At 37.6% G+C, this 21,020-nt stretch carries 14 protein-coding genes; 5 read left to right on the top strand and 9 right to left on the bottom strand.

What is annotated here, in order from left to right; translation table 11 throughout:
* Positions 1–2: 2 nt before the first annotated feature.
* Positions 3–470 carry a DUF29 domain-containing protein gene (locus QNJ66_RS02230; protein WP_300502630.1) on the top strand — a complete coding sequence of 156 codons (468 nt, stop codon included), beginning with the start codon at positions 3–5 and terminating at the stop codon, positions 468–470.
* A gap of 82 nt (positions 471–552) precedes the next feature.
* On the opposite strand, the gene QNJ66_RS02225 is transcribed toward QNJ66_RS02230, so the two are convergent.
* From QNJ66_RS02225 to QNJ66_RS02195, 7 genes are all read right to left on the bottom strand, one after another.
* On the bottom strand, positions 553–2,241 hold the full coding sequence (locus QNJ66_RS02225) for an NAD+ synthase (RefSeq protein ID WP_300502628.1): 1,689 nt from the start codon (positions 2,239–2,241) through the stop codon (positions 553–555).
* A gap of 30 nt (positions 2,242–2,271) precedes the next feature.
* A complete protein-coding gene (locus QNJ66_RS02220) occupies positions 2,272–2,991 on the bottom strand; it encodes an NUDIX domain-containing protein (protein WP_300502626.1) in 720 nt (239 codons plus the stop codon).
* Complete coding sequence (locus tag QNJ66_RS02215) at positions 2,988–3,554, bottom strand: nicotinate-nucleotide adenylyltransferase (RefSeq protein ID WP_300502624.1); 567 nt, start codon at positions 3,552–3,554, stop codon at positions 2,988–2,990. The genes QNJ66_RS02220 and QNJ66_RS02215 overlap by 4 nt, the downstream gene beginning before the upstream one ends.
* Positions 3,555–3,571: 17 nt before the next feature.
* Positions 3,572–4,912: a nicotinate phosphoribosyltransferase gene (locus QNJ66_RS02210; RefSeq protein ID WP_300502622.1), complete on the bottom strand. Its 1,341-nt coding sequence runs from the start codon at positions 4,910–4,912 to the stop codon at positions 3,572–3,574.
* 91 nt (positions 4,913–5,003) lie between these two features.
* Complete coding sequence (locus tag QNJ66_RS02205) at positions 5,004–7,517, bottom strand: hypothetical protein (protein WP_300502620.1); 2,514 nt, start codon at positions 7,515–7,517, stop codon at positions 5,004–5,006.
* A gap of 82 nt (positions 7,518–7,599) precedes the next feature.
* Complete coding sequence (locus QNJ66_RS02200) at positions 7,600–11,751, bottom strand: AAA-like domain-containing protein (RefSeq protein ID WP_300502618.1); 4,152 nt, start codon at positions 11,749–11,751, stop codon at positions 7,600–7,602.
* 4 nt (positions 11,752–11,755) lie between these two features.
* A complete protein-coding gene (locus QNJ66_RS02195; protein ID WP_300502616.1) occupies positions 11,756–13,381 on the bottom strand; it encodes an AAA-like domain-containing protein in 1,626 nt (541 codons plus the stop codon).
* Between the two features lie 969 nt (positions 13,382–14,350).
* On the opposite strand from QNJ66_RS02195, the gene QNJ66_RS02190 reads away from it, so the two are divergent.
* The 4 genes from QNJ66_RS02190 to QNJ66_RS02175 all read left to right on the top strand — a co-directional run bounded on the left by QNJ66_RS02190 (position 14,351) and on the right by QNJ66_RS02175 (position 17,854).
* On the top strand, positions 14,351–15,766 hold the full coding sequence (locus QNJ66_RS02190) for a HAMP domain-containing sensor histidine kinase (RefSeq protein ID WP_300502615.1): 1,416 nt from the start codon (positions 14,351–14,353) through the stop codon (positions 15,764–15,766).
* Between the two features lie 39 nt (positions 15,767–15,805).
* The gene (locus QNJ66_RS02185; protein WP_300502614.1) at positions 15,806–16,486 is read left to right on the top strand and encodes a response regulator transcription factor; all 681 of its coding nucleotides are present in this window, start codon (positions 15,806–15,808) and stop codon (positions 16,484–16,486) included.
* Between the two features lie 122 nt (positions 16,487–16,608).
* Positions 16,609–16,965 (top strand): response regulator, encoded by a 357-nt coding sequence (locus tag QNJ66_RS02180; RefSeq protein WP_300502612.1) that lies wholly within the window; start codon positions 16,609–16,611, stop codon positions 16,963–16,965.
* A 40-nt stretch (positions 16,966–17,005) separates the two neighbouring features.
* The gene (locus QNJ66_RS02175; RefSeq protein WP_300502610.1) at positions 17,006–17,854 is read left to right on the top strand and encodes a hypothetical protein; all 849 of its coding nucleotides are present in this window, start codon (positions 17,006–17,008) and stop codon (positions 17,852–17,854) included.
* Between the two features lie 2 nt (positions 17,855–17,856).
* On the opposite strand, the gene QNJ66_RS02170 is transcribed toward QNJ66_RS02175, so the two are convergent.
* Together QNJ66_RS02170 and QNJ66_RS02165 are read right to left on the bottom strand one after the other, a co-directional pair.
* Entirely contained in the window at positions 17,857–19,572 is a 1,716-nt protein-coding gene (locus QNJ66_RS02170; protein ID WP_300502609.1) for an ABC transporter ATP-binding protein, read from the bottom strand.
* A 174-nt stretch (positions 19,573–19,746) separates the two neighbouring features.
* The gene (locus tag QNJ66_RS02165; RefSeq protein ID WP_300502607.1) at positions 19,747–20,838 is read right to left on the bottom strand and encodes a DUF1611 domain-containing protein; all 1,092 of its coding nucleotides are present in this window, start codon (positions 20,836–20,838) and stop codon (positions 19,747–19,749) included.
* Positions 20,839–21,020 lie beyond the last annotated feature (182 nt).

The following is a 21,020-nucleotide window of genomic DNA, read 5'->3' as shown; positions in this document are numbered from 1 at the left end:
ATATGTCTAAAAAACTTTACGAACAAGACTTTCAGCAGTGGATAGAAACAACTATCTATCAATTACAAAAGGGTGACTTTTCCTCTTTAGATATTGATAACTTAATTGAGGAATTAACAGAGTTGGGAAAATCAGAAAAAAGAGCATTAGAAAGTAATTTGATGATTCTCTTAGCTCATTTACTTAAACTAGAAGTACAACATGATGCACCGTCATCTATGAAAGATAGCTGGTATCGTTCTATTATTGAACATCGTCAACGAGTTCAGAAAAATTTAAGGGATACACCTTCTCTTAAATCTTATTTAGAAACTGCAATTAAAAAAGCTTACACTGATGCTAGAAAAATCGCTCTTAAAGAGGGTAAACTTGCTAAGTTCGGGGTTCGTATTCCTGAAGAAAATGAATATCCTAAAAGTTGTCCTTTTTCTCAAAAACAGATATTAGATGAAGATTTTTATGGTAATTAATATAATCATAATGGACATAATAATATTATGCCCCTACAATAAGAATTTGAACTTCCGTAGAGGTTTAAAACTGTTAAACTCATTAATGCAACTTCCGACGACTAGCAATAGGCATTCTCCAACCGGTCCCAAATGCGCGATCGCTTACTTTTAAACCTGGAGGGGCTTGTTTGCGCTTAAATTCGGCACGGGTCACCAGTTTTACTATCTTGCAAATTGTATCATAATCAAACCCGGCTGCTGCAATTTCTTTGATAGATTGATGACGATGAATTAATCTGTCTAAAATAGCATCTAAAATATCATAAGGTGGCAAGGAATCTTGATCCAGTTGATCGGGCTTTAATTCGGCACTAGGGGGCTTAACTATGACATTATGGGGTATTACCTCTTGATGTCGGTTTAACCACTTACAAAGGCTAAAAACACGGGTTTTAGGGACATCTGAAATAACGGCTAAACCTCCGTTCATATCACCGTATAAGGTACAGTAACCCACTGCCATTTCTGATTTATTGCCGGTTGATAATAATAAATGTCCGAATTTATTAGCAACAGCCATTAATAAATTACCACGAATCCTGGATTGTAAATTTTCTTCGGCAACTCCAAATTCTGTATTTTTAAATAAGGGTTCTAATAGTAAATCATAAGCTTTCATAACATCCCCAATAGCTAAAGTATGACTCTTCATTCCTAAGTTAGTAACTAATGCTTCTGCATCACTAATAGAATGACTTGAACTATAGGGGGATGGCATTAATATTCCTAGTATATTTTCCTTGCCTAATGCTTCAACAGCAATAGCTGCAACTAAGGATGAATCAATACCACCACTTAACCCTAAAATAGCTTTAGAAAAGCCACATTTAGTAGCATAATCTTTTAATCCTAATACTAAAGTTGACCAAATTTCTTCTTCTTCTGTTTCTAAGTAATTAGCAATATAACTGTTTTGTAAATCTTGAATATTTTGCTCATATTCGATAACTTCTATAGCAGTTTGATACCCTTTTGCCCGTAAACTTATTTCACCTTTTCTGCTAACAGCAAAACTATTTCCATCAAAAATCAAGTCATCATTTCCTCCTACTTGGTTAGTGTAAATAATCGGAATTTTATACCGTTCTGCACTATGTTTTAACATAGCTTCTCTAATTTTTTGTTTACCAATACTATAAGGAGAGGCAGATAAATTAACTACTAAATCAACCCCATATTTAACTAAGTCTTGTATGGGGTTATTTTCATAATTTCTTTTTCCCCAAAATTCTTCATCGTTCCATAAATCTTCACAGACAGTCACACCAATTTTAAGAGGTTTAGTATGAGGAATATTAGAAGATAATTGAAAGAAATTACTTTCTTTTCCTGGTTCAAAATATCGATCTTCGTCAAAAACGTCATAGGTGGGTAAAAGTCGTTTATGAAAAATTTGTTTGATAGTTTTATTTTCTATTAAAACAATACTATTAAATAAGGGTTTTTCTCCCTCATGATAAGCATTAGGATTTTCGATAACTGTTCCCACTAAAACCGCTATATTTTTAGGGATTTTACTAGCTAATATTTCTAACTCTGTCCATAAAATTTCTATAAAACTATCATTCAATAGTAAATCTTTGGGAGGATATCCACATAAAGAAAGTTCAGGAGTTAATAATAACTCCGCTTCTTTTTCTACAGCTATTTGTGCCGCATTATAAATATTTTTGGCGTTGTTTTCGATGTCACCAATAATCGGATTAAGTTGAGCGATCGCAATTTTCATAATAGTAGTGATTTTTGGTAATTTTAAGGGTTAAATAAAAACAAAAGGTTTATCTTTCAACGGTGCAAATGCTTCAGAATCAAAACGATATAAAGTTGCTGGTCTTCCTGCACCTCTAGAAACTTTTTTCTCAGTATCTATCAGAAAACCTAACTTAAGCAAACGGGTTCTGAAATTAGAATAATCGGCAAAATTTTCTCCTAAAACAGTGGTATAAAATTGATATAAATCATTCAAAGTAAACACCTCTGGTAACACATCAAAAGCAACAGGACTGTATTCTAATTTGCTTTTGAGTCGTTGATAACCATAGTCTAAAATAAGATTATGATCAAAAGCTAATTGAGGAACTTTTTCTATCATATACCAAGTAGTTTTATGCTGCTTTGTTATTAATTTTGCTTCCTCAAAACGCACTAAAGCAAAATAACTAACAGATAAATAACGAACCCCATAACTATCAGGTGATTCTCTGGGATCTCGTTCCGGTCCTCCGAATGTATAGAGTTGTTCTAAATATAAATTATTAGTCTCTATTTTTTCCGATAAAATACGATAAGCTGCTGCTTCTAAAGATTCTCCTTTTCTCACTAAAGTCCCTGGTAAACACCATTGATTAATATAAGGTTTATCTGAGCGTTTAACCAATAAAACTAAGAGTCTATTTTTTGAAGAATCGATAGAAAAAATTACATTATCAACTCCTACTTTAAAATCCTCTAAACTTAACTTATTATTGCTTGAATTCATGCGTATAATTTTTCCTGATGAATATAATCTTGAACCGATTGAATTAAGACATTTTCGTTACCATGTTGTCGGTAAGCAGTAGAAGAAACTGCCGGTGCATTTAACTCAGCAATTTTATATTTTCCTCCTATATCTTCTAACGCTTTTAAATCAGATTCATTGATAGCATAACCAGGACGAGGAACAATTAAAAGGGAAACTTCTCGCAATAATTCATCAATCCGATACCATTGACGAATTTGTTTAACTAAATCAGAACCAATAACTAAAAAATATTCTGCATCTTCTCCCCATATTTCCTTAGCTTTGCTAACACTAATTAAACTGCGACGATTACTTAAACTTTTAGAAAGATAAATATTATCTCTCCGAGAATCAATATTATCAATTAATAGCTTCAACATCGCCAGACGATGATCCAAAGAAGTTTGATGATCCTTATAAGGGTTATCAGCAGCCCAAATTCCTACATAATCAAAATGATTGGATAACCATTGAATAATCGATTGATGTCCCGCAGTTGGGGGATCGGCACTGGTTCCAAAGAGAGCAATTCTTGTCATACAATTTTATCCTAAAGTTAAACAATTAAAGACTGACGTAAAGTTTCTAACTGTTGAGAAATATTAGCTTGAATAGGACTAGGTTTCGTTATCTTATGAGTGTCCTTCGGTAAACTTTTAAGAGAGGTTTGAACCCGTTGACGAATAGTGTCTAAAGATTCATTTTCTTGTAATAATTTACCTTCTTTCATGACTAACTGTAATAAGGGTGTTTCTCCTAATTCCATAACCTCCTCAGCTAAGGTCAAAAGATCGCTGTTTATTATGCCGTTATTATAGCGACGAAATATCTGTTTTCTCCCCGGATAAGTCATTTTATGGCTAGATTGTTTCATGGTGGGAATGTTGTCTATTTCTACTAATTTATAGACCCCATTAACCGGTTGTCCCGTCACCAAACGAGTTCCCACCCCATACCCATCAATACTAGCGTTTTCTGCTCGCAACCGTTGCAACTCCCATTCATCAATATCCCCACTGGCAAAAATATTCACCTTTGGTAGTAGCGATCGCACTTTTTGGGACAAGGTTCCCAAGTCTCCAGAGTCCAAACGAACCCCTTTAACCTCTATTTCCCTATTTTCAGCTAACCGTTGCGCTGCAGTTACGGTATCATAGGTATCGATTAATAAAGTTGCACCTGGAAAGTGACGATTAAAAGCCATAAACGCCTCATCTTCGCTGCCAGATAAGCCTTTAATAGCCATCACCAAAGCGTGGGCCATAGTACCACTGGGTTGCTGCTTCAGTTCCTTGGCGGCCAAAACATTAGAAGTTGCATCAAAACCGGCTGCTAAAGCTGCCCTAGCCGCCCAAATTGCCCCTTGAGGGCTAAAAGCACGTCTTGTGCCAAATTCCAACAAAATTGCCTTTTCTCCTGCTATATCGCGCATTCTCGCTGCTCTGGTGGCGATTAAAGTTTGATAGTTCAGGGTATTTAAAAGGTAGGTTTCGACTATTTGCCCTTGCCATAAAGGAGCCTCAACTCGCAATAACGGTTCATTGGCAAAGATAGCGGTTCCCTCGGGAACAGCCCAAACATCTCCCGTAAAACCTTGGTTTTGCAACAATGACCAAAACTCAGGGGTTACATGGTCAAAAATGCCTGTACTTTGCAAATAATCGATCTGTTCTGCTGTAAAACGTAAATTTTCTAGATACTGTAAACCTTGGGCCAGTCCCATTGCGATCAGATAGCCAAAATTATCGGGTAAACTGCGCACAAATAGCTCAAAACTGGCTTTTTTTTCGGCAATACCTTCCCCTGCATAACAAGCAGCCATAGTTAACTGATACAAGTCTGTCAGTAAGCTACTCTCTTGGAGTGATGGGGTTAAACTGGGATTGAAAGTTAACATGGGTAGTATTTTTAGTCTTCCAATTCAATTATAGTAATTTTTACCAAAACTGTAAACAGTGAACTAATAATACTAAATCCGGTTCTCAAATCTATTGTTTCAAAAATTTAGCTGCATCGGTAGCACGATCTCCGTTAGGATATTCTTTAACAATTTCCTGAAGATAACTAGGCTTTCGACTCAGAAAGTAACTGGAAAATAGCAGGTCATCAATGTAGGAACTTTGAGGAAACTCCTTTTTTAGTTGAGCAATGATTTGGTCGATCCGCTCTTGATAGTCTAGGGGGATGGCTTTGAGAGCTTGTGCTTGAGCTTCCTCCCATTGTTTTGTGGCTTTGCGGAGCAAGTCGTAATCTGGTGGATCGCTTTGATAAGCTTGTTTTTGAACTTCACGAAGGTTAACAGCTTGCCAAATTTTTTGAGCCGATGGCTCACCTGAAACCCCGGGTAGAGGATGAATAGCTAGAGTTTCTTCTGGGGGATGCCACTCCCACTGCGTTAGTAAAGTAGAAGCAATCATGTAAAGGGTTTTTTCCCGTATTTTAGGTTGTGTTTGAGGATCGGCAAGAATCTTTTCATAGAAAGACAGTGCTACTGCGTTTTGACTAGCGTTTTGGTATAAAGATCTCACTGTATCCCCGTCTCGTTGATACAAATCGCAAGCCCAATATTCACTACACCAACCGTAGTCTAAGATCGGCAGGTGGTTAATGCGGTTTTGACCCCAGAAGGGAAGATACCCATTCTTCCAACCTCCGAAATTAGACCAATTGGAGGCTATACGATAGCGAGATTCTGGTGTATTTTCTTGTTGCCAATTACGTAATCGTTGCCACCGTTGGCGTTGTTCTGTCAACATGGCCTGCATTTGTGTCTGAAGTTGAGCTAAATCACCTCTGAGGTAGTATTGGCGAGCAGGTTCGTAATAGCTTCCCAAAACTTCGGTAGACATTTTTGTTAAATCCAATCCATTAGACAGCTGTAAAGCCTGAGCGTAGTTGTGTAGCCGTGCCTGTCGAACTGCTAAAGCATATTTAAGTAGAGGAGTAATAGCTTTATTACGGTTTTCTTCGAGAATAATTTCAAGCTGTTCGATAGACAATCCAACATCCAAAAGAGTTCGTACATAAGGCCAAGCATAGTCAGACACATCCCAATCTCCAGGGTGTTGCGTCATCAATTTCAGCCATTGGCGCATTGCTCCTAAGCTATCATTTTGTTCCTGTAAGCTTTTAGCAAGATGGTAGGTTGCATCATCAGCACCTGGATGATCTCCATAGAGACTAAGCCATTGTTGCCAACCTTGAACTTTTTCGGCGGGGGTTTTGGAAGCGTTACGCTTCTGGATTTCCTTACTGCGAGGCTCTCCACCAAAGTAGGATGATCCTGTTAAATCTCCATATTCACGGCAGCCTTTGATGAACTTCGATTGAGGATATTTATGAGCCATTGCTACCAATAAAAGATAGGCATGAGCGCCAGGTAAATCGTTAGCAAAACGAGGGCGAAATTCTGTAGGGATGAAAAAACTATGTCCGGCGAAGGTAGTCAAACTATAAAGTTCCTTAAGCTCTCCATTAAGGATTTTTTCAAGAAGTGCCGAACCTTGAGGGTCGCCATGCCTATCTAACTCAGCAATAGACCAAAGTCGATAGGGGGAAGTCTGGTCATTGGCAAGATTTTGCAATAAAGTTTTACCCGCTTGATGAATTTCGCCGGCTTTAATCTCTCCCAAACGGGAAGCTAGAAGAGCTTCCTGACTGTTCTTTGACAAGTTCCGGTAATAACTCAGTATCTCTTGAATTTGGTTGTTACCCAAAGCTGTTAGTCTTTCATATTGATCCCATTTTTTTAGGGCCGGTTCAGAATTAGGATCAAATGATGAATCAGCCGATGTTTGGTTGTAATTATATCCTAAAAATTCAATAAGAAAATTATGATTTAGCTGCTCATAGTAGTAAATATATGTTTTAGGCTGCAAATTTTCTTTGGCTATTTTGATCAGTTTCTGGCGTATCTTTGGCTCATTTAGCCCAAACTCCTTTTCTAAGAGTTCTTTACTTGGAAAAAAGTCAAGAAAAGCCAATTCTTTTTCAGAAAAGTTCCACGTTTGATAACTTCCGGCTAAAATAATTCGGTTGAGTTGTAACTGCTTACTCAGCCAGAGAGTAGTATAAGGTTTACCTAAACTACGAATGCCAGCAAGACCATACTTTTGACGTAGGGGATCTCCAAAGCGAGTGTAGTAGTCTAATAGGGGATAGACTTTTGCGCCGTAACGCTTCCAGATAGGATTTTTTAGATTGTCTACTTTTGTCTTAGTCCATTTAAGAGTATCGATATCGTCTCGGACAGCCAGTAAGATTGGCTGCCATCTCGGATCAAAGCGTAAACGATCTCGTAGTTTTTCATCAATTTCGACAGAGGTTAGCTGTTCGGGACTAAATTTTTCTGCCTTCTGAGAGGCTTCTTCTGGATTAGGAATATCTTGGGAAATCCCTTGGCGGTATGTATCCGCTGAGGTGAGGAAAACCATAATTCCTAAGAGTAAAGACCAGGTATATTTTTGATTAGGTATAAGTAGTTTTCTCCAAAAAATTGCCATTTTTACTAACTCCTTTGTTTTCAATTTAAATTTTGACGAAAGATTAAAATCTACAATAAACCAGGATATAGGGTTTGAATTATTACCAACCTTTAAGTTGAGCTTCCTTCGGACAGAGGTTTTGACTATCAGGATAGCGGACTAAGTAGTATGAGAGCCAGTGACAGCCACGGGCTAATAAATCCCTCAATTCCTCAGTATGCCACACTAATACTTTCCCTTCAGGTGGTAGGGCTTTTTCTTGGACATTAAAGGCAACTGCTAGCAGCTTTCCATTAGGACTAAAATTGACACTTTCAATTTCAGCATTATCAAAACCTTGTAAAACATCAAGTTGAGCGAGTTGCTGACCTGACGGCACCACCCAAAGTCTGACCCTGCCATCTTCTCCGGCCGTTGCCAGTCGCTGTCCATTTGGACTAAAACTAAGGCTGTTAACTTGACCCTGATGGCCTTCTAATTGGCCTAATTCCTGACCAGAACGACTCCAAAGTCGGATGCTCCCATCTTTTCCCGCCGTCGCCAAGCGTTCTCCCTTAGAATCAAAACTGATGCTGGTAATTTCTCCTTGATGGCTATCCCACTGAGCTAATTTTTGACCTGAAAGACTTAGAATTTCAATGTTTCCATCTTTTCTTGCTACTGCTATTGTAAGTCCTTCCGAATCGGAATCGATACTGGCAATATCTTGAGGTGGGTATCCTGGCAATTCTGTAATTAATGTTTTCTCTTCTAAGTCCCAAACTTGAAATAGATTATTTAATGTAAGAATTATTAGATATTCTCCGTTGGGAGTGAAATTTAGACTCATCGCATCACGATGAGCTATTGGTGCACTGGTTAAGTTTCGAGATAAATCCCATAACCGAACTTGTCCATCTGTCCCAAAAGTTACTAAACCTTGTTTTTGGGAACGAAATGCTGCTCTACTTTGTTGCTCGACAAAAGGTTGCAACTGATAATTAGATAAGTTGCCTAGACGGATTGTGCCATTCTTTTCCTTTGTAACTATATACCTTCCTTCTGAATCAAACCTGACACTACTGATTTCGTCTAAGTCACCAGATTTAAATTCAACAATCAGTTCCCTTGATAGATTCCAGAGACGGATTGTACCATCATTTCCAACTGAGGCTAGGCGTTGCGCTTCTGGAGTGGGATTGAAGCTAACACTATTGCTGCCTGTCATGTCTGCCTTTAATTGAGCTAACTGTCGTCCTAAACGATCCCATAACTTTAGGATGCCATCTTGTCCTACAGTCGCTAGAATTTTGCCGTCAGGACTAAAACTGACGCTCTTAATCTGACTTTTATGTGCTCGCCATTCATTATCAGGAATCTTCTCTTCTGATAAGTTCCAAAGACGAATCATGCCATCATTGCCGACACTAACCAAATATTGTTGGCCTTCTTGAACGGTAATATCAATACTTCTAACTCGACCTTCATGTCCTTTCCATTCTCGAATTTTCTCTCCTGATAATTTCCAGAAGCTTATTTTGCCGTCATTTCCTCCAGTAGCAATATGCTTGCCATCTGGACTAAAATGGACAGTCTCAACTTCACTTTGATTGGTTGACCATTCTCGAATTTTCTCGCTCTTCAAATTCCAGAGGCGAACGATTCCATCTTTGCCTCCTGTAGCCAGATATTCTTGATTAAAATTAACACTATTGATCCAACCTTGATGCGCTTCTTGACATTCTCTCAGGACTAATTTGTCTTGAGACAATTCCCAGAGGCACAGTTGACCATTCTTGTCACCACTAGCAATATACTTTCCATCAAGACTAAAACTGAGACTATTGATTCCAGTTGGACGTTTCTCTGATGTATACAATGGCTTTCCGAACAAATCAAAAAGGCGGATTATGCCGTCATCTCCTGCCGTAGCCAGTTGCTTTGCGTCTGGACTGAAAATTACTTGATTAAGTTGTTTGATATCACTTTCAATCATAAATTGATTTTGTTGGTAAATCCTGTTAAGGATCATCTGGAGGGCTGAGATAGGACTAACTGTCGGATAATCTCTCAAAGAAGTATTCTCTTGCACTAATGTATTCAATTTTTGTCCAGTATTCATGGCTAACAGTAAAGCACTTATTTCTTTGCCAGCTTCAAACTGTTGCACTGAAGTCAACACATCTCTTTCTAGTTTCGTTACTTCTTGGGCTTGTCTTTGGGCGACTAAAGCCTGTTTTAATCCATCTTGAGCTAACTTTAACCGATTTTCTACCTGGGTTTGCTCATATTTGGCTTTGTCTAAATTTTCTTTGGCTAAGTTTAACTGTTTAAGAGCTTTTTGTCTATCTTGTCTTGTATCTCTCAAGTTTTCTTGAGAAATTTTTAAATCAGCTTCTGCTTGTTGCACTTTTTGATTGGCTGTTGTCAATTTTGCCTGGGCTTCATTAAATTTTTGATTGGCTTCCCTGGCTCTGTTATGAGCTTCTTTTGCCTTTGCTTTGGCATTTTTTTCCTTTTCCAGCGTTTTTTGAAAACTGATCTCTAGTTCGCTCTTATCCTTAACGAGTTGTGATTTGTCCTTCTCTAACCGTGCTGTTTCCTCTTGGGCTGTTGTGAGATTCTGCTGCACTATTTTGAGACGGTTTACTGCCATGAGGGAAATTGGTACAGCAACAGAGGCAATCGCAATGGCTCCTACGGCTCCTAACAAACTAAACCTATTGCGCCGATTCGCTTTTTTGATAATTTTGGCGGATTCCGCTTTGTTTTTCACTAATGCCTGATTCATCCTTTCCAATTCCTCTTCTGCCTGTTGTTGTGCCTCCTGGATTTCTGCCAATTTCTGATTCTTCTTTTCCAATTCCGCTTCTGCCTGTTTTCGTGCCGCTGTCAAAATCTCATTGGCTTGTGCTTCCGCTGCTAACTTTTTTTGAATGTCCTGTTTTTCTAGTTCCTGACTAGCATCCAAAAAATGATCATCTTCTGTACTCAGCCGCTTTCCCTTAGCCCAAGCTGCCGCATCCTCAAGTGCTTGCCCCCGCAACAAAAACGACTCTTTCTGCTTCTCTTGCGCCTCCTGCCAAGCCCGAAACGCCTCCGCATAAAAACGAGGGCGCAAATCTGCCAAGGCGCGAACTACCCACTGCTGGTTAAAGACTGCTGCATAAATCGGATTGTAAACCTGTAGCTTGCCTTCTCTCTGCACCACCAAACCCGTCAGCCGCAATTGCAGTTGCTCGTAACTCTCATCAGCCTCAATGCTGCCACTAGCTAAAATCTGTTGGTACATCCCCAGCAACCGTCCCCGCAGCCGTTCGTCGCTGTGAAATACACGATCTTGTAAGGTTTTGAGGTGCTCCGGTACATCCTGATCTTCCCAATTATTAATAATACCGTTTTGAACAATTTGTTCGATCCCTGCTGCAATATCTGCTTCAGATAAATCTGGATTCTTTGCTTCTGCTGCTTGAAGCACTAAACCGAGCAATTTTTGCGTTAAAAAAGGTTGTCCGCCTGTCCATTTCAGAACTTCAGCCAAAACAAATTGGGGCTTGTTAACTTTTCCGACTAAGCCAATGTGTAAATCTTTTACCTCTTCTAAGCGAAAACCGCTCATCTCGATCGCCACGCCAATATTAAAGACAGAATGATTGTGTGCGCTAATCAGATCTCTTGGTGTAGTAACGCCAATCAAGGCGAAAGATAGCCGCTTGAATTTTGAATCGTGGGCGCGATTTTCATAGAAGGAACGAATTAGTAGGAAAAAATCATCAACTTCAAAATTAAGGCTTCGCAGCCTATCAATTTCTTCGACAAAGATGACAATAGGCTGAGAAATTTCTGTTAATAAAACCTGAGAAATAAAATCATTTAAGCAGCGCACAGGTGAAAGTTTAACTCGTTCTCGTTCTTCCAACCAAGTTTCTAAATCGAAGCGATCTTCTAAACCAAAACTTTGCACAAGGCTATAGATAATACTGCCATACCACTGGGATTGCTCTATTTGCGTACCAATCGTTTGTGGATCGATAGTGACACAAAAAACCCCATCCTGCTGTAGCTCCTGAATTACGTGGACTCGCAAGCTAGATTTACCCATCTGCCGCGAGTTAAATATATAACAGCATTCCCCTGTTTTGAGACGCTTATATAGCTCTCTATCAGCCTGCCGTTCTACGTAGCTTGGCGCATCAGCAGGCAAACTTCCCCCCTTGAGGTGATAGAAAGAAGTCCCCACCGCTAACCCATCGACAGATGATTCAAGAGCCATATTATTACCTCAATCTGTCTCTAAAATAAAAGCGGTATAAATTACATCGCGGTACGATATCATTACCCTGTCGTTTAATCAATCCCATGCTATCGAGTTTAAACGTTTCCTTGCCTCCCAAGCTAACGGGAAAATCGGAATTTACTCCTTGCTTCATTGCCTCTGCGAGATCAGGATTTTCTTCCAAACGCTGCAGCCGTTCGTTCAGATATTTCCCATAAATTCCTTCTTCAGTAGGGGCAATTTTTAATAACTCGTCAAGAGCGATATCTTGGTGTGCAATCCGGTCGAGGGCCATTTGGACTAGATAGGGATGTCCCCCGATCATATCCATAAGTTTTTCCGTTTCTACCTCAGTCCACGATAGTCCATAGGCATTAGCTAAAGCTAATACTTGTAATGAATCTAGTTCGTCAAGTTCAATTGAAAAGCCAACATTTAAAGGGGATTGGTTAATATCTTTAGTTCCATAGGATTCTTGCGAATAAACAATAATCTGGCGTAACTTTGCCCACACCTTATTGGTATTCACTTTTTCAAACCAGCCACGCAACAAGCCGCAAAAATCAGTCTCAATATTAGGGTGATCGAAAATACAATCAAAATTATCGATCGCAATCACCAGTGGCTCATCCGTATTAGAAAGGAGATACTTCTCGAAATATTTTGTGCAATTAGGGTTAGCTCCCAGAAACTTTTTCCAATTCTCTTCAGGACTTTGATCGATATTTAATTGGTCACTTACATAAGCACAAAACCACTGCAAGAATTGATTGATATTTAAAAGAATTTGTTGGTTCACTTCTCGTAAATCAATAATGGCTGTGCGATATCCGTTCTGAATGACAGAATCTAAAACCCGACTCATCATAAAAGATTTTCCCATCTTGTCGGGAGACTTGATGCGAATCAGCATCCCAGGCTTTAATACTTCTTCATAACAACGCTTTTCCAGTCGAGATCTGACAATGTAAAAGTTACCATAACTTTCCACTACAGAAATATCCGTTTCACGAATATTAAGCTGTTTTTGGCCGTTTATTTTAGTCAACTCCACAGCATTGGGAATTGCTGAAGGTTGATTGATAACAGCAGGCTGTTTTTTTGGCATAATCATCGCTATTTCCCTAGCCACTTTTTTAATCCCCTCAGTAATATTTAAAAATGCCTCACCCCGATTGCTCCAAGTCGTCACAGGCTTCGCATCTTTAGGTAATGCTTGGAGCCTGCCGAAGGGAGTACCACTCCAATCTACTGGCTTCAAAATAATCGGAATCACCCGCGCTTCCCCCTCCTCATGGCGTATGATCGCCCGTTTCATTTCAATATCATAACAATAGTCAGAGGCGATAAAGTTTTCACTAATCAACAGCAGAATAATCTTGGCTGAATTGAGATTTTCATCAATTGCGTGTGCCCACTCCATACCCGCGCTAATTTTTCGATCATGCCAGGATTTAACCACTCCCTGCCGTTGCAATGACGAAAGATGAAGTCCTAGAGTTTCCCGTAGTTTCTCATCACGATGAGAGTAAGAAATAAATATATTGAGTGGTGCGGGCGATAAGTCTGGATTAGATGAGGTCATGGGTGTCGGTTTTAGGATAGTTAATACGGTAGCAGTTGGCACTTACTCGCTCTCCAATATACCTGGACTTTAAGCTTAGTTCAATCGAGGGTTACATTATATTTGGATTAAGAGCAAACTTAATAGCCGGACTTTACAACTACGATTTGGCTAATTAATTTGTTAAATTATCAAACAAATAGCCTTTAATCATAGCATAAAATATTTTTGCAAGAGTTCTAATATATAGTTGGGGTAGTTCACTTACAGTATTTGATGTTCAAGTAGAAGCAACATTATCGAAAAATTTATAAGCTATGATCTACTAATTAAAGATAAATACCTAAAAAACAACCAATATTTTCTTGATCCCTGTAATGTAAAGTTTGATTGCGAAAACTAGGAGATGTCAAAGTAAGATGTTAGATTGAAGATGAAGCTAATAAACAAAGCTTCCCTGGCAGATAACTAGCAAGGTAAAACAACAAGTTCAAAGGAGAATACCCTGTATAAGTTTATGTCTGTCTCGTTAACTCTCAATAACAGCAACCAAGCTAGAGGCTTATATTTCCTCAAGTAGAACCAAGGGAGCAAGATGTCTGAAATTGATTATTCAGCGCAACTCTAGGCAATCTCAAGGAAGGCGTGGAAAACTCTAAGGGACTAGCAATCTGGTTGCTGTTGTTGCTATGGTTAATTAATAATTAAAAAATAATAATAATTAGGTTTTGCTGAAAAGGTTACTCAAAAATTTATGCCACTTTTGACCAAGAATTTTCTGACAATTTAATAAGTTTTACTTAATTTGACTTTGAGAGCATCATACCTGATCCTATCTCAAAACTCCAGGTTTAAAGATGGACTAGGTTTATACCACTTATTTCTACTTATTTCTACTAATAATGGGATTGACATCCTTAAAAAACATCAATACAATTAAGCCCATCAAGAAACTGTTGTAGGATGTAATTATAAATGATCATCAGCTTGTTAACTAACTTACTGAGTCTACAAAAAACCTTGTCTAAAAGTGTGTTATGGCAAGCACGTTCTCAAATTTTGCTTTGGTATGCTAGTTTAATGTTGATATTTACGGGAATTGCAATTCCGATTGTCTATCAACTGGTTTTTCATCAAGTTAATATCAGGGTCAAAGAAGACTTAAAAAAAGAAGTCGAAAATTTTGAGGAATTTTTAGTAGAACATTCCAATGACTTACAAAATGATCCTAATTCAACTCAATTGGAAACCATTTTAGATAAATTTTTATCTCAATCTAATCCTGAAGATGATAATTACTTGATTACAATTGTTAATAATCGCTTCTATCGTTCTGTCCCTGGTTTTTTACCGAAAGAAATTCAAAAAGAATCAGCCTTAATGAAAACTTGGACAGAGTTTAATAACCTATCAATAACACAACCGAAACAACTCAATTCATATTTAGATTATTTTCAATATTCACTGAAACCAATTATTATTAATGACAAAATTGCAGGGGTTTTTATCGCAGTTCATTATAATGTTGGAGAACGAGAAGAAGCGTTTGAGATTTTACTGATATTTATCCAGGTTTTATTTGTAGGATTAATCTTTGCTATTATTTTAGCGTGGGTAGCTTCTGGAAGAATTTTAAAACCCCTAAAATCTTTAACAAAAGTTGCTAATGAAATTGGACAATTTGACTTAAACCAGCGTCTTGCTCTAGAGGGTTCGGGAGAAATTTATGATCTTATTAATACCTTTAATAAAATGCTTAATCGTTTAGAGAATGCGTTTGAAAGTCAACGTCATTTCTTGAATGATATTTGTCATGAATTAAGAACCCCAATCACCATTATTCAAGGACATTTAGAATTAATGGGAGATGATCCCCAAGAACAAGAAGAAACCATCACATTAGTATTAGATGAAATTGAGAGAATGAATCGTTTAGTTAATGATTTAGTATTGTTAGCGAAGTCAGAAAGACCTGATTTTCTCCAAAAAGAAGTTATAAATATACCCGCTTTTACTGAAGAAATTTATCATAAGGCTATGGGGTTAGGATCTCGTCAATGGTTATTAGAAAATAAGGCAACTGCAAAAATTATTGGCGATCGTCAAAGACTGACTCAAGCTTTAATGAATTTAGCTCAAAATGCCGTACAACATACAAAAGAAAATGGAACCATTATTATTGGTTCTCATCAAGATAGAAATGATATTCAAATTTGGATCAAAGATAATGGAAATGGCATAGAAGATGAAGATAAAGAATATCTTTTTGAACGATTTTTTCAAGGAAATTCTGAGGATAAAATGGAAGGATCTGGATTAGGTTTATCAATTGTAAAAGCCATTGTAGAAGCGCATCAAGGTTCAATAGAATGTGTTAGTCAAGTTGATCAAGGTTCTAAATTTACTATTTTTTTACCCACAAATGATAGACCTGACATCGACTATTAAAAACCATCAAATCTAGAATATATAAGGAAATAAAAACTGATGAATCGAATTTTACTGGCTGAAGATGAACCTAGAATCGCTGCTTTTGTAAAAAAAGGTTTAGAAGCAAATGGATTTACTGTTGAGGTTGCTTCTCATCCAAAAACTATCTTAGACATGGCGTTTAGTGAACAATTTGATCTAATGTTATTAGACTTAGGACTACCTTCAAAAGATGGCTTGACTATTTTAGAAGAATTACGGGGTCAAGGTATGAATTTATCTATTATTATTCTGACAGCAAGAGATGATATAAAAGATAAGGTTGCAGGGTTAGAAGGAGGTGCAGATGACTATGTAACTAAACCTTTTCGTTTTGAAGAATTATTAGCAAGAATACGTTTACGTTTACGCAATAATCTTAATAACTTTACCCCTGTCCCCATGAAGTTACAATCAGGAAATATTGTTCTTGATCTGCGGAGTCGTCAAGTGTATCTTGATCATCAATTAATTGAGTTGTCTAATACCGAATTTATGCTACTGGAAATTTTTATTTCTCATAAGGGACAAGTTATGACACGTCAACAATTACTCGATCATGTTTGGGGTTATAGTTATGATCCTGGTTCTAATATTGTGGATGTTTATATTGGTTATTTACGCAAAAAATTGGGTAAAAATATAATTGCAACCGTTAGAGGTATTGGTTATCGATGGATAGATAGCGAGTTGATTTGAATTGTGGATTTATTTTTTGAAAGAAAAATGATAAAATTCTCATTAAATCTTGAAATTTATTTCATCCATAAAGAGTTAGACTAAAGATACTCCAGCGTCTAAACTTAGGATATTATTGCTCAATGTGTCATATTTTAATTGTTGAAGATGAACCCCGTTTAGCACAATTTATAGAAAAAGGGCTAAAAAAACAAGGTTTTGTCACTTTTATTGCTAATAATGGACAAAAAGCCTTGTCTATGACTCAAAATAAAGAATTTGATTTGATACTTCTTGATTTAGGACTTCCTGTAATAGATGGTTGGACTTTTTTGGAAATATTAAGGAACAAAGGAAATCAAATTCCTGTCCTCATTATGACTGCTTGGGATCAAGAAGAAACTAGAAGCAAAGGACAAGCATTTAATGTCAAAAAATATATTGAGAAACCGTTTCGTTTTCGAGATCTATTAGAACAAGTTAATTTATCTCTTTCTTGAATTAATATTTTTTCTAAATTTTAGACTTTTATATATTATAATGTTAGTAAATGAATCGATTAAAATTACTCAATTAATTCCAGGAAAAGGAAAATTTATATTTACTGATTACCAAGGAAACCTAGAAAAACCAATTACAGTTTGGTCTTATTTTCCTTTAAACCTTACAAAAGTAACGCCTATTGTTTTTGTTTTACATGGTGTAGAAAGAAATGCTAGAGAATATAGAGATGTTTGGATTAATTATGCAAAACAAAATGATTTTATTTTATTAGTTCCCGAATTTTCTAAACAATATTATCCCAAAAGTCGCCATTATCAACAGGGTAATATGTTTCGACGTTCAGGAAAATCAATTAATCCTAATCAATGGACATTTACAACCATTGAATGCATTTTCGATGCGGTTAAAATTAATCAAAATTTAGAAACAGAAAACTATACAATTTATGGCCATTCAGCCGGAGGGCAATTTGTCCATCGATTAGTTATGTTTAATCCAAATGCAAGATTTAAAACAGCGATCGCAGCGAATTCTGGATGGTATACAATGCCCAATTTTAATATATCTTTTCCCTATGGATTAGGTAATTCAGGAATTGAAAAAGATAAGTTAAAACAGATATTAACGAAAAAATTAATAATTCTCTTAGGAACAAAAGATACAGATGAAAATGATCAACATTTACGTAAAACTCCTGAAGCCAATCAACAAGGAAAAAATCGATTAGTAAGGGGACGTTTTTTTTATGAAACAGCAAGAAACATTGCCATAGAAGACAATATTGATTTTCAATGGCAATTAATTGAAGTAGAAGGAGTTAATCACAGTAATTCAGAAATTTCCAAAGCTGCGATGAATTTAATTTTGAATAAAAATTATGATTAAGGTCATTGTGTTAACAATTTCTGGGAATTAAATAAACGAGTAACTGAATAATTTTGTAACATTTTTTTAGCCTCTCCTGCTTCTAATAACCGTCCATTTTCTAAATACCAAATGATATCAACATTCGCTAAACGTTCAGGACGATGGGTAATTAATAAAACAGTTCCCGAATAATTATTAATAACCCGATCAACAATAGCAGAAGATTTTACATCTAAATTAGCATCAATTTCATCTAATAATAGAACCGCCGGATTACCTAATATTGCCCTAGCTAAAGCAATGCGTTGTCGCTGTCCAGAAGATAAACCCTTACCCCCTTCTGATATTTTCGTGTCCTCTCCTTGAGGTAACTCAGCCAATAATTCATAGATACCACACAGTTGCCACACCCTACTAATTTCTTCGGGAGACGCATCAGGACAACGATACAGTAAATTTCGTTTAATACTGCCTCTGAGTAGGGGTAAATCTGGTCCAGCCATAGCGATCGCTTGACGAACAGAAGATAAACTATAATTAGCTAAATTTTGCCCATCTAAACGAATCTTACCCCCATCTGGATCGAATAAACGAGCAGCCAACCCTAAAAGGGTGGATTTTCCGGCACCATTCGGACCGACTAAAGCCACCACTTTGCCTGCTTTCGCCTCAACCGTAATATCAAATAATACCTCAGCCACCTTCACTGACTCAAAGGCCAGATGTCCTTGTTTAACGATTAAATCAGGTGCATGAGTATTTTCAGTAATTAAGCTAGGAATATCTAGAAATTCCTCAATTTTATCGTAAGATACTCGAAAATTATGCCAATATTCCTGCACTCGTCCCAACTCTCGCAGACGGGGAACTAATAACCCCACAAGACTCATGGCAGCAACCACCGTTCCTGGTGTAGTTCGATCGGCAGACACTTCCATTGCCCCCACAAATAAAGCCATAGCAGACGCTAAAGAAGCGGTAGCTTCCATAACCCCTTGTAACTGTCCGGCCACTTTAGCCCGTTCGATTCTAGCCTCTTTGAGTTGAAGACTTTGACGGGCAATCCGTTTTTCTTCACGGTGGGATTGACCAAAAATCTGTACAACCGCGATCGCTGCAACTTTTTCATTAATATTACCAGCCAATCGACTCAGATAACGACGAGCTTCTTTTGCTCTGATTTGCAGTTGTTGTCCACAGTTGAGAGATATATAAAGCCCGATAGTTAAAACTCCACTCACACTTAACCCTAACGGCCAACTAATGAAAGTTAACACCAACATCACCCCTAGGGTAATAGTAGTCGTAACCGTTAAACGGGCTAACCCTAAGCTAACCCATTGTCGCAAAGCGTTTAAATCCCCAACAAAACGGAGGGAAACAGCCCCTTGACTGCGGTTTTGCAAAATTCTGGGGTTAAGACGACTTAACTGACGATACAACGTTAAACGAATTTCATCCGCATAATCTTGTCCAAGGGACTCCGCATCGATGCGTTCTGTCATTCGTAACCATGCAATGGCCCCAATAGCGGCCAATAATGCAAGGATAATGGGTAAGATAAATAGTCCAAAGCTATGAGATTGATGATCAATAATCAGACGATCAAATGTCATTTCTATGATCGCTGCGTTAGCTAGGGTGGCTAAGGTTTGGGCAAACCCATTAATAATCAATCTAATTAATAGCCATTTTCGATGGCCATAAATAGCTGGAGGAGTCTTTGTTTTGTTCATTACTTCAGTTCACAATCAGCGTTTTGGTTAAGAGAACATTAAAAAGCAGTTTTGTAGGATGGGCAAAGTTTTCTACTTGATTATGTAGTCCAGATAAATCTCTAAATTTGCCCACCCTAGGGTCTGGAGGGGTCTTGTTTTATTCATTTCACCATAAGACAATTAAGAGAATAATTAACACATTTGAAATGTCTTGTTATCTCCTAACGTTGTGGTAAACGGGTCATTAATTGTCTTTGGATGTGAAATCAGTTCTATGGCAGCTTTTTGCAGTTGCTGACCGGTAAAAATGGGCAATCCTGTGGCTGTCACTGCTTCTTTCATGGCTAAAGGAGACATGGTAAGGGTTCCACTAATTCCCAATAAAGGTAGTTGGTATTGTTTTAACCATTGTTGTCCGGCAGTTGCCTCTAACGCTCTATTAGCAGCAAAGAGAACTGCTTGAACTCGTTGACAAAATATAGAAGAAGACACTAATGCTGCGGTTTCCTCTTGATACAAACCATCGGCAATTTCTAAAACGATGACATCCATTTCTTGGGCTGCCAAATAATGGATTAAGGTGAGAAAAATTCTTTCTACCTTCTCAAAAGAGAGTTTATAGGTAGAAGGAAACCCCATATCCGTAAAATCAAGAGCAAGGTTTGCCCCTGCATCTTTCATTAACCAAATATCACCCCCTGCACCGGTTCCTGTAATTTTTGCGGCCCCAACTTTTAGCCCGGATAGATGTAAACCTTTAATTAAGTTGGCAACAGTAGTGGTTTTTCCAGAATTCATGGAACTGCCAACAACTGCTATGGTTGGGGGAAGTTGACCAATATAATTGGTAGCAGGTAAAGTCCAATCTTTGAGATTAATTCGTTTTCCATTATCATCCCCGAGTAACCCTAAAGGTGTAATGGTAGTCGCCGAAGAAATTTTAGTATGTTTTGACAACATTTTTGAGGCTAAACCGCCCGCTGCTACTAAATGGCAAGGGGATAAATCTTCGGGTATCATAGCTTCAAATTGATCCGGAGCATAACGGTTACCATAACTAACAATAATTTCATCCCCTGGGAATAATTGCGCTTTTCTTCCTGTAGCCAACTCAATACGAGTATGCTGACCAATTTTATCGATTTTTGCTAAAACTAAATCCCCAACTTGAGGGTGTAGATTGCCATTTAATATCGTAGCAATTTTACTCAAGTCAACACGACGGGTACTATAAGCAGCTTTCATCTGGTTAAGGCTTTCAGACTTAAAAGGATAAAGATTCATACGGGTAACCTCTAAACTTGTTGTAAACGGTTTCAAGTTTTTGCTTATCTAATAGAAAAACATTATTGAATGATCTTTACATGAAGTTTATATGAACGATTATGAAAGATAAATGAAAGATTTTTCACCTTTTTCTGTTCGGAGTGATCGCAGAATAACTTAGCGGCTGGTAAGGGTTTGAG

It is taken from the genome of Crocosphaera sp. (genome assembly GCF_030064895.1).
Classification (GTDB): Bacteria; Cyanobacteriota; Cyanobacteriia; order Cyanobacteriales; family Microcystaceae; genus Crocosphaera.
Note: the sequence above shows the minus strand (reverse complement) of the source record. Positions and strands in the feature narration are given on the sequence as shown.

Coding starts and splice junctions, on each gene's coding strand:
- QNJ66_RS02230 (WP_300502630.1), top strand. CDS start 3: ATGTCTAAAAAACTTTACGAACAAGACTTTCAGCAGTGGATAGAAACA.
- QNJ66_RS02225 (WP_300502628.1), bottom strand. CDS start 2,241: ATGAAAATTGCGATCGCTCAACTTAATCCGATTATTGGTGACATCGAA.
- QNJ66_RS02220 (WP_300502626.1), bottom strand. CDS start 2,991: ATGAATTCAAGCAATAATAAGTTAAGTTTAGAGGATTTTAAAGTAGGA.
- QNJ66_RS02215 (WP_300502624.1), bottom strand. CDS start 3,554: ATGACAAGAATTGCTCTCTTTGGAACCAGTGCCGATCCCCCAACTGCG.
- QNJ66_RS02210 (WP_300502622.1), bottom strand. CDS start 4,912: ATGTTAACTTTCAATCCCAGTTTAACCCCATCACTCCAAGAGAGTAGC.
- QNJ66_RS02205 (WP_300502620.1), bottom strand. CDS start 7,517: ATGGCAATTTTTTGGAGAAAACTACTTATACCTAATCAAAAATATACC.
- QNJ66_RS02200 (WP_300502618.1), bottom strand. CDS start 11,751: ATGGCTCTTGAATCATCTGTCGATGGGTTAGCGGTGGGGACTTCTTTC.
- QNJ66_RS02185 (WP_300502614.1), top strand. CDS start 15,806: ATGAATCGAATTTTACTGGCTGAAGATGAACCTAGAATCGCTGCTTTT.
- QNJ66_RS02180 (WP_300502612.1), top strand. CDS start 16,609: ATGTGTCATATTTTAATTGTTGAAGATGAACCCCGTTTAGCACAATTT.
- QNJ66_RS02175 (WP_300502610.1), top strand. CDS start 17,006: ATGTTAGTAAATGAATCGATTAAAATTACTCAATTAATTCCAGGAAAA.
- QNJ66_RS02170 (WP_300502609.1), bottom strand. CDS start 19,572: ATGAACAAAACAAAGACTCCTCCAGCTATTTATGGCCATCGAAAATGG.
- QNJ66_RS02165 (WP_300502607.1), bottom strand. CDS start 20,838: ATGAATCTTTATCCTTTTAAGTCTGAAAGCCTTAACCAGATGAAAGCT.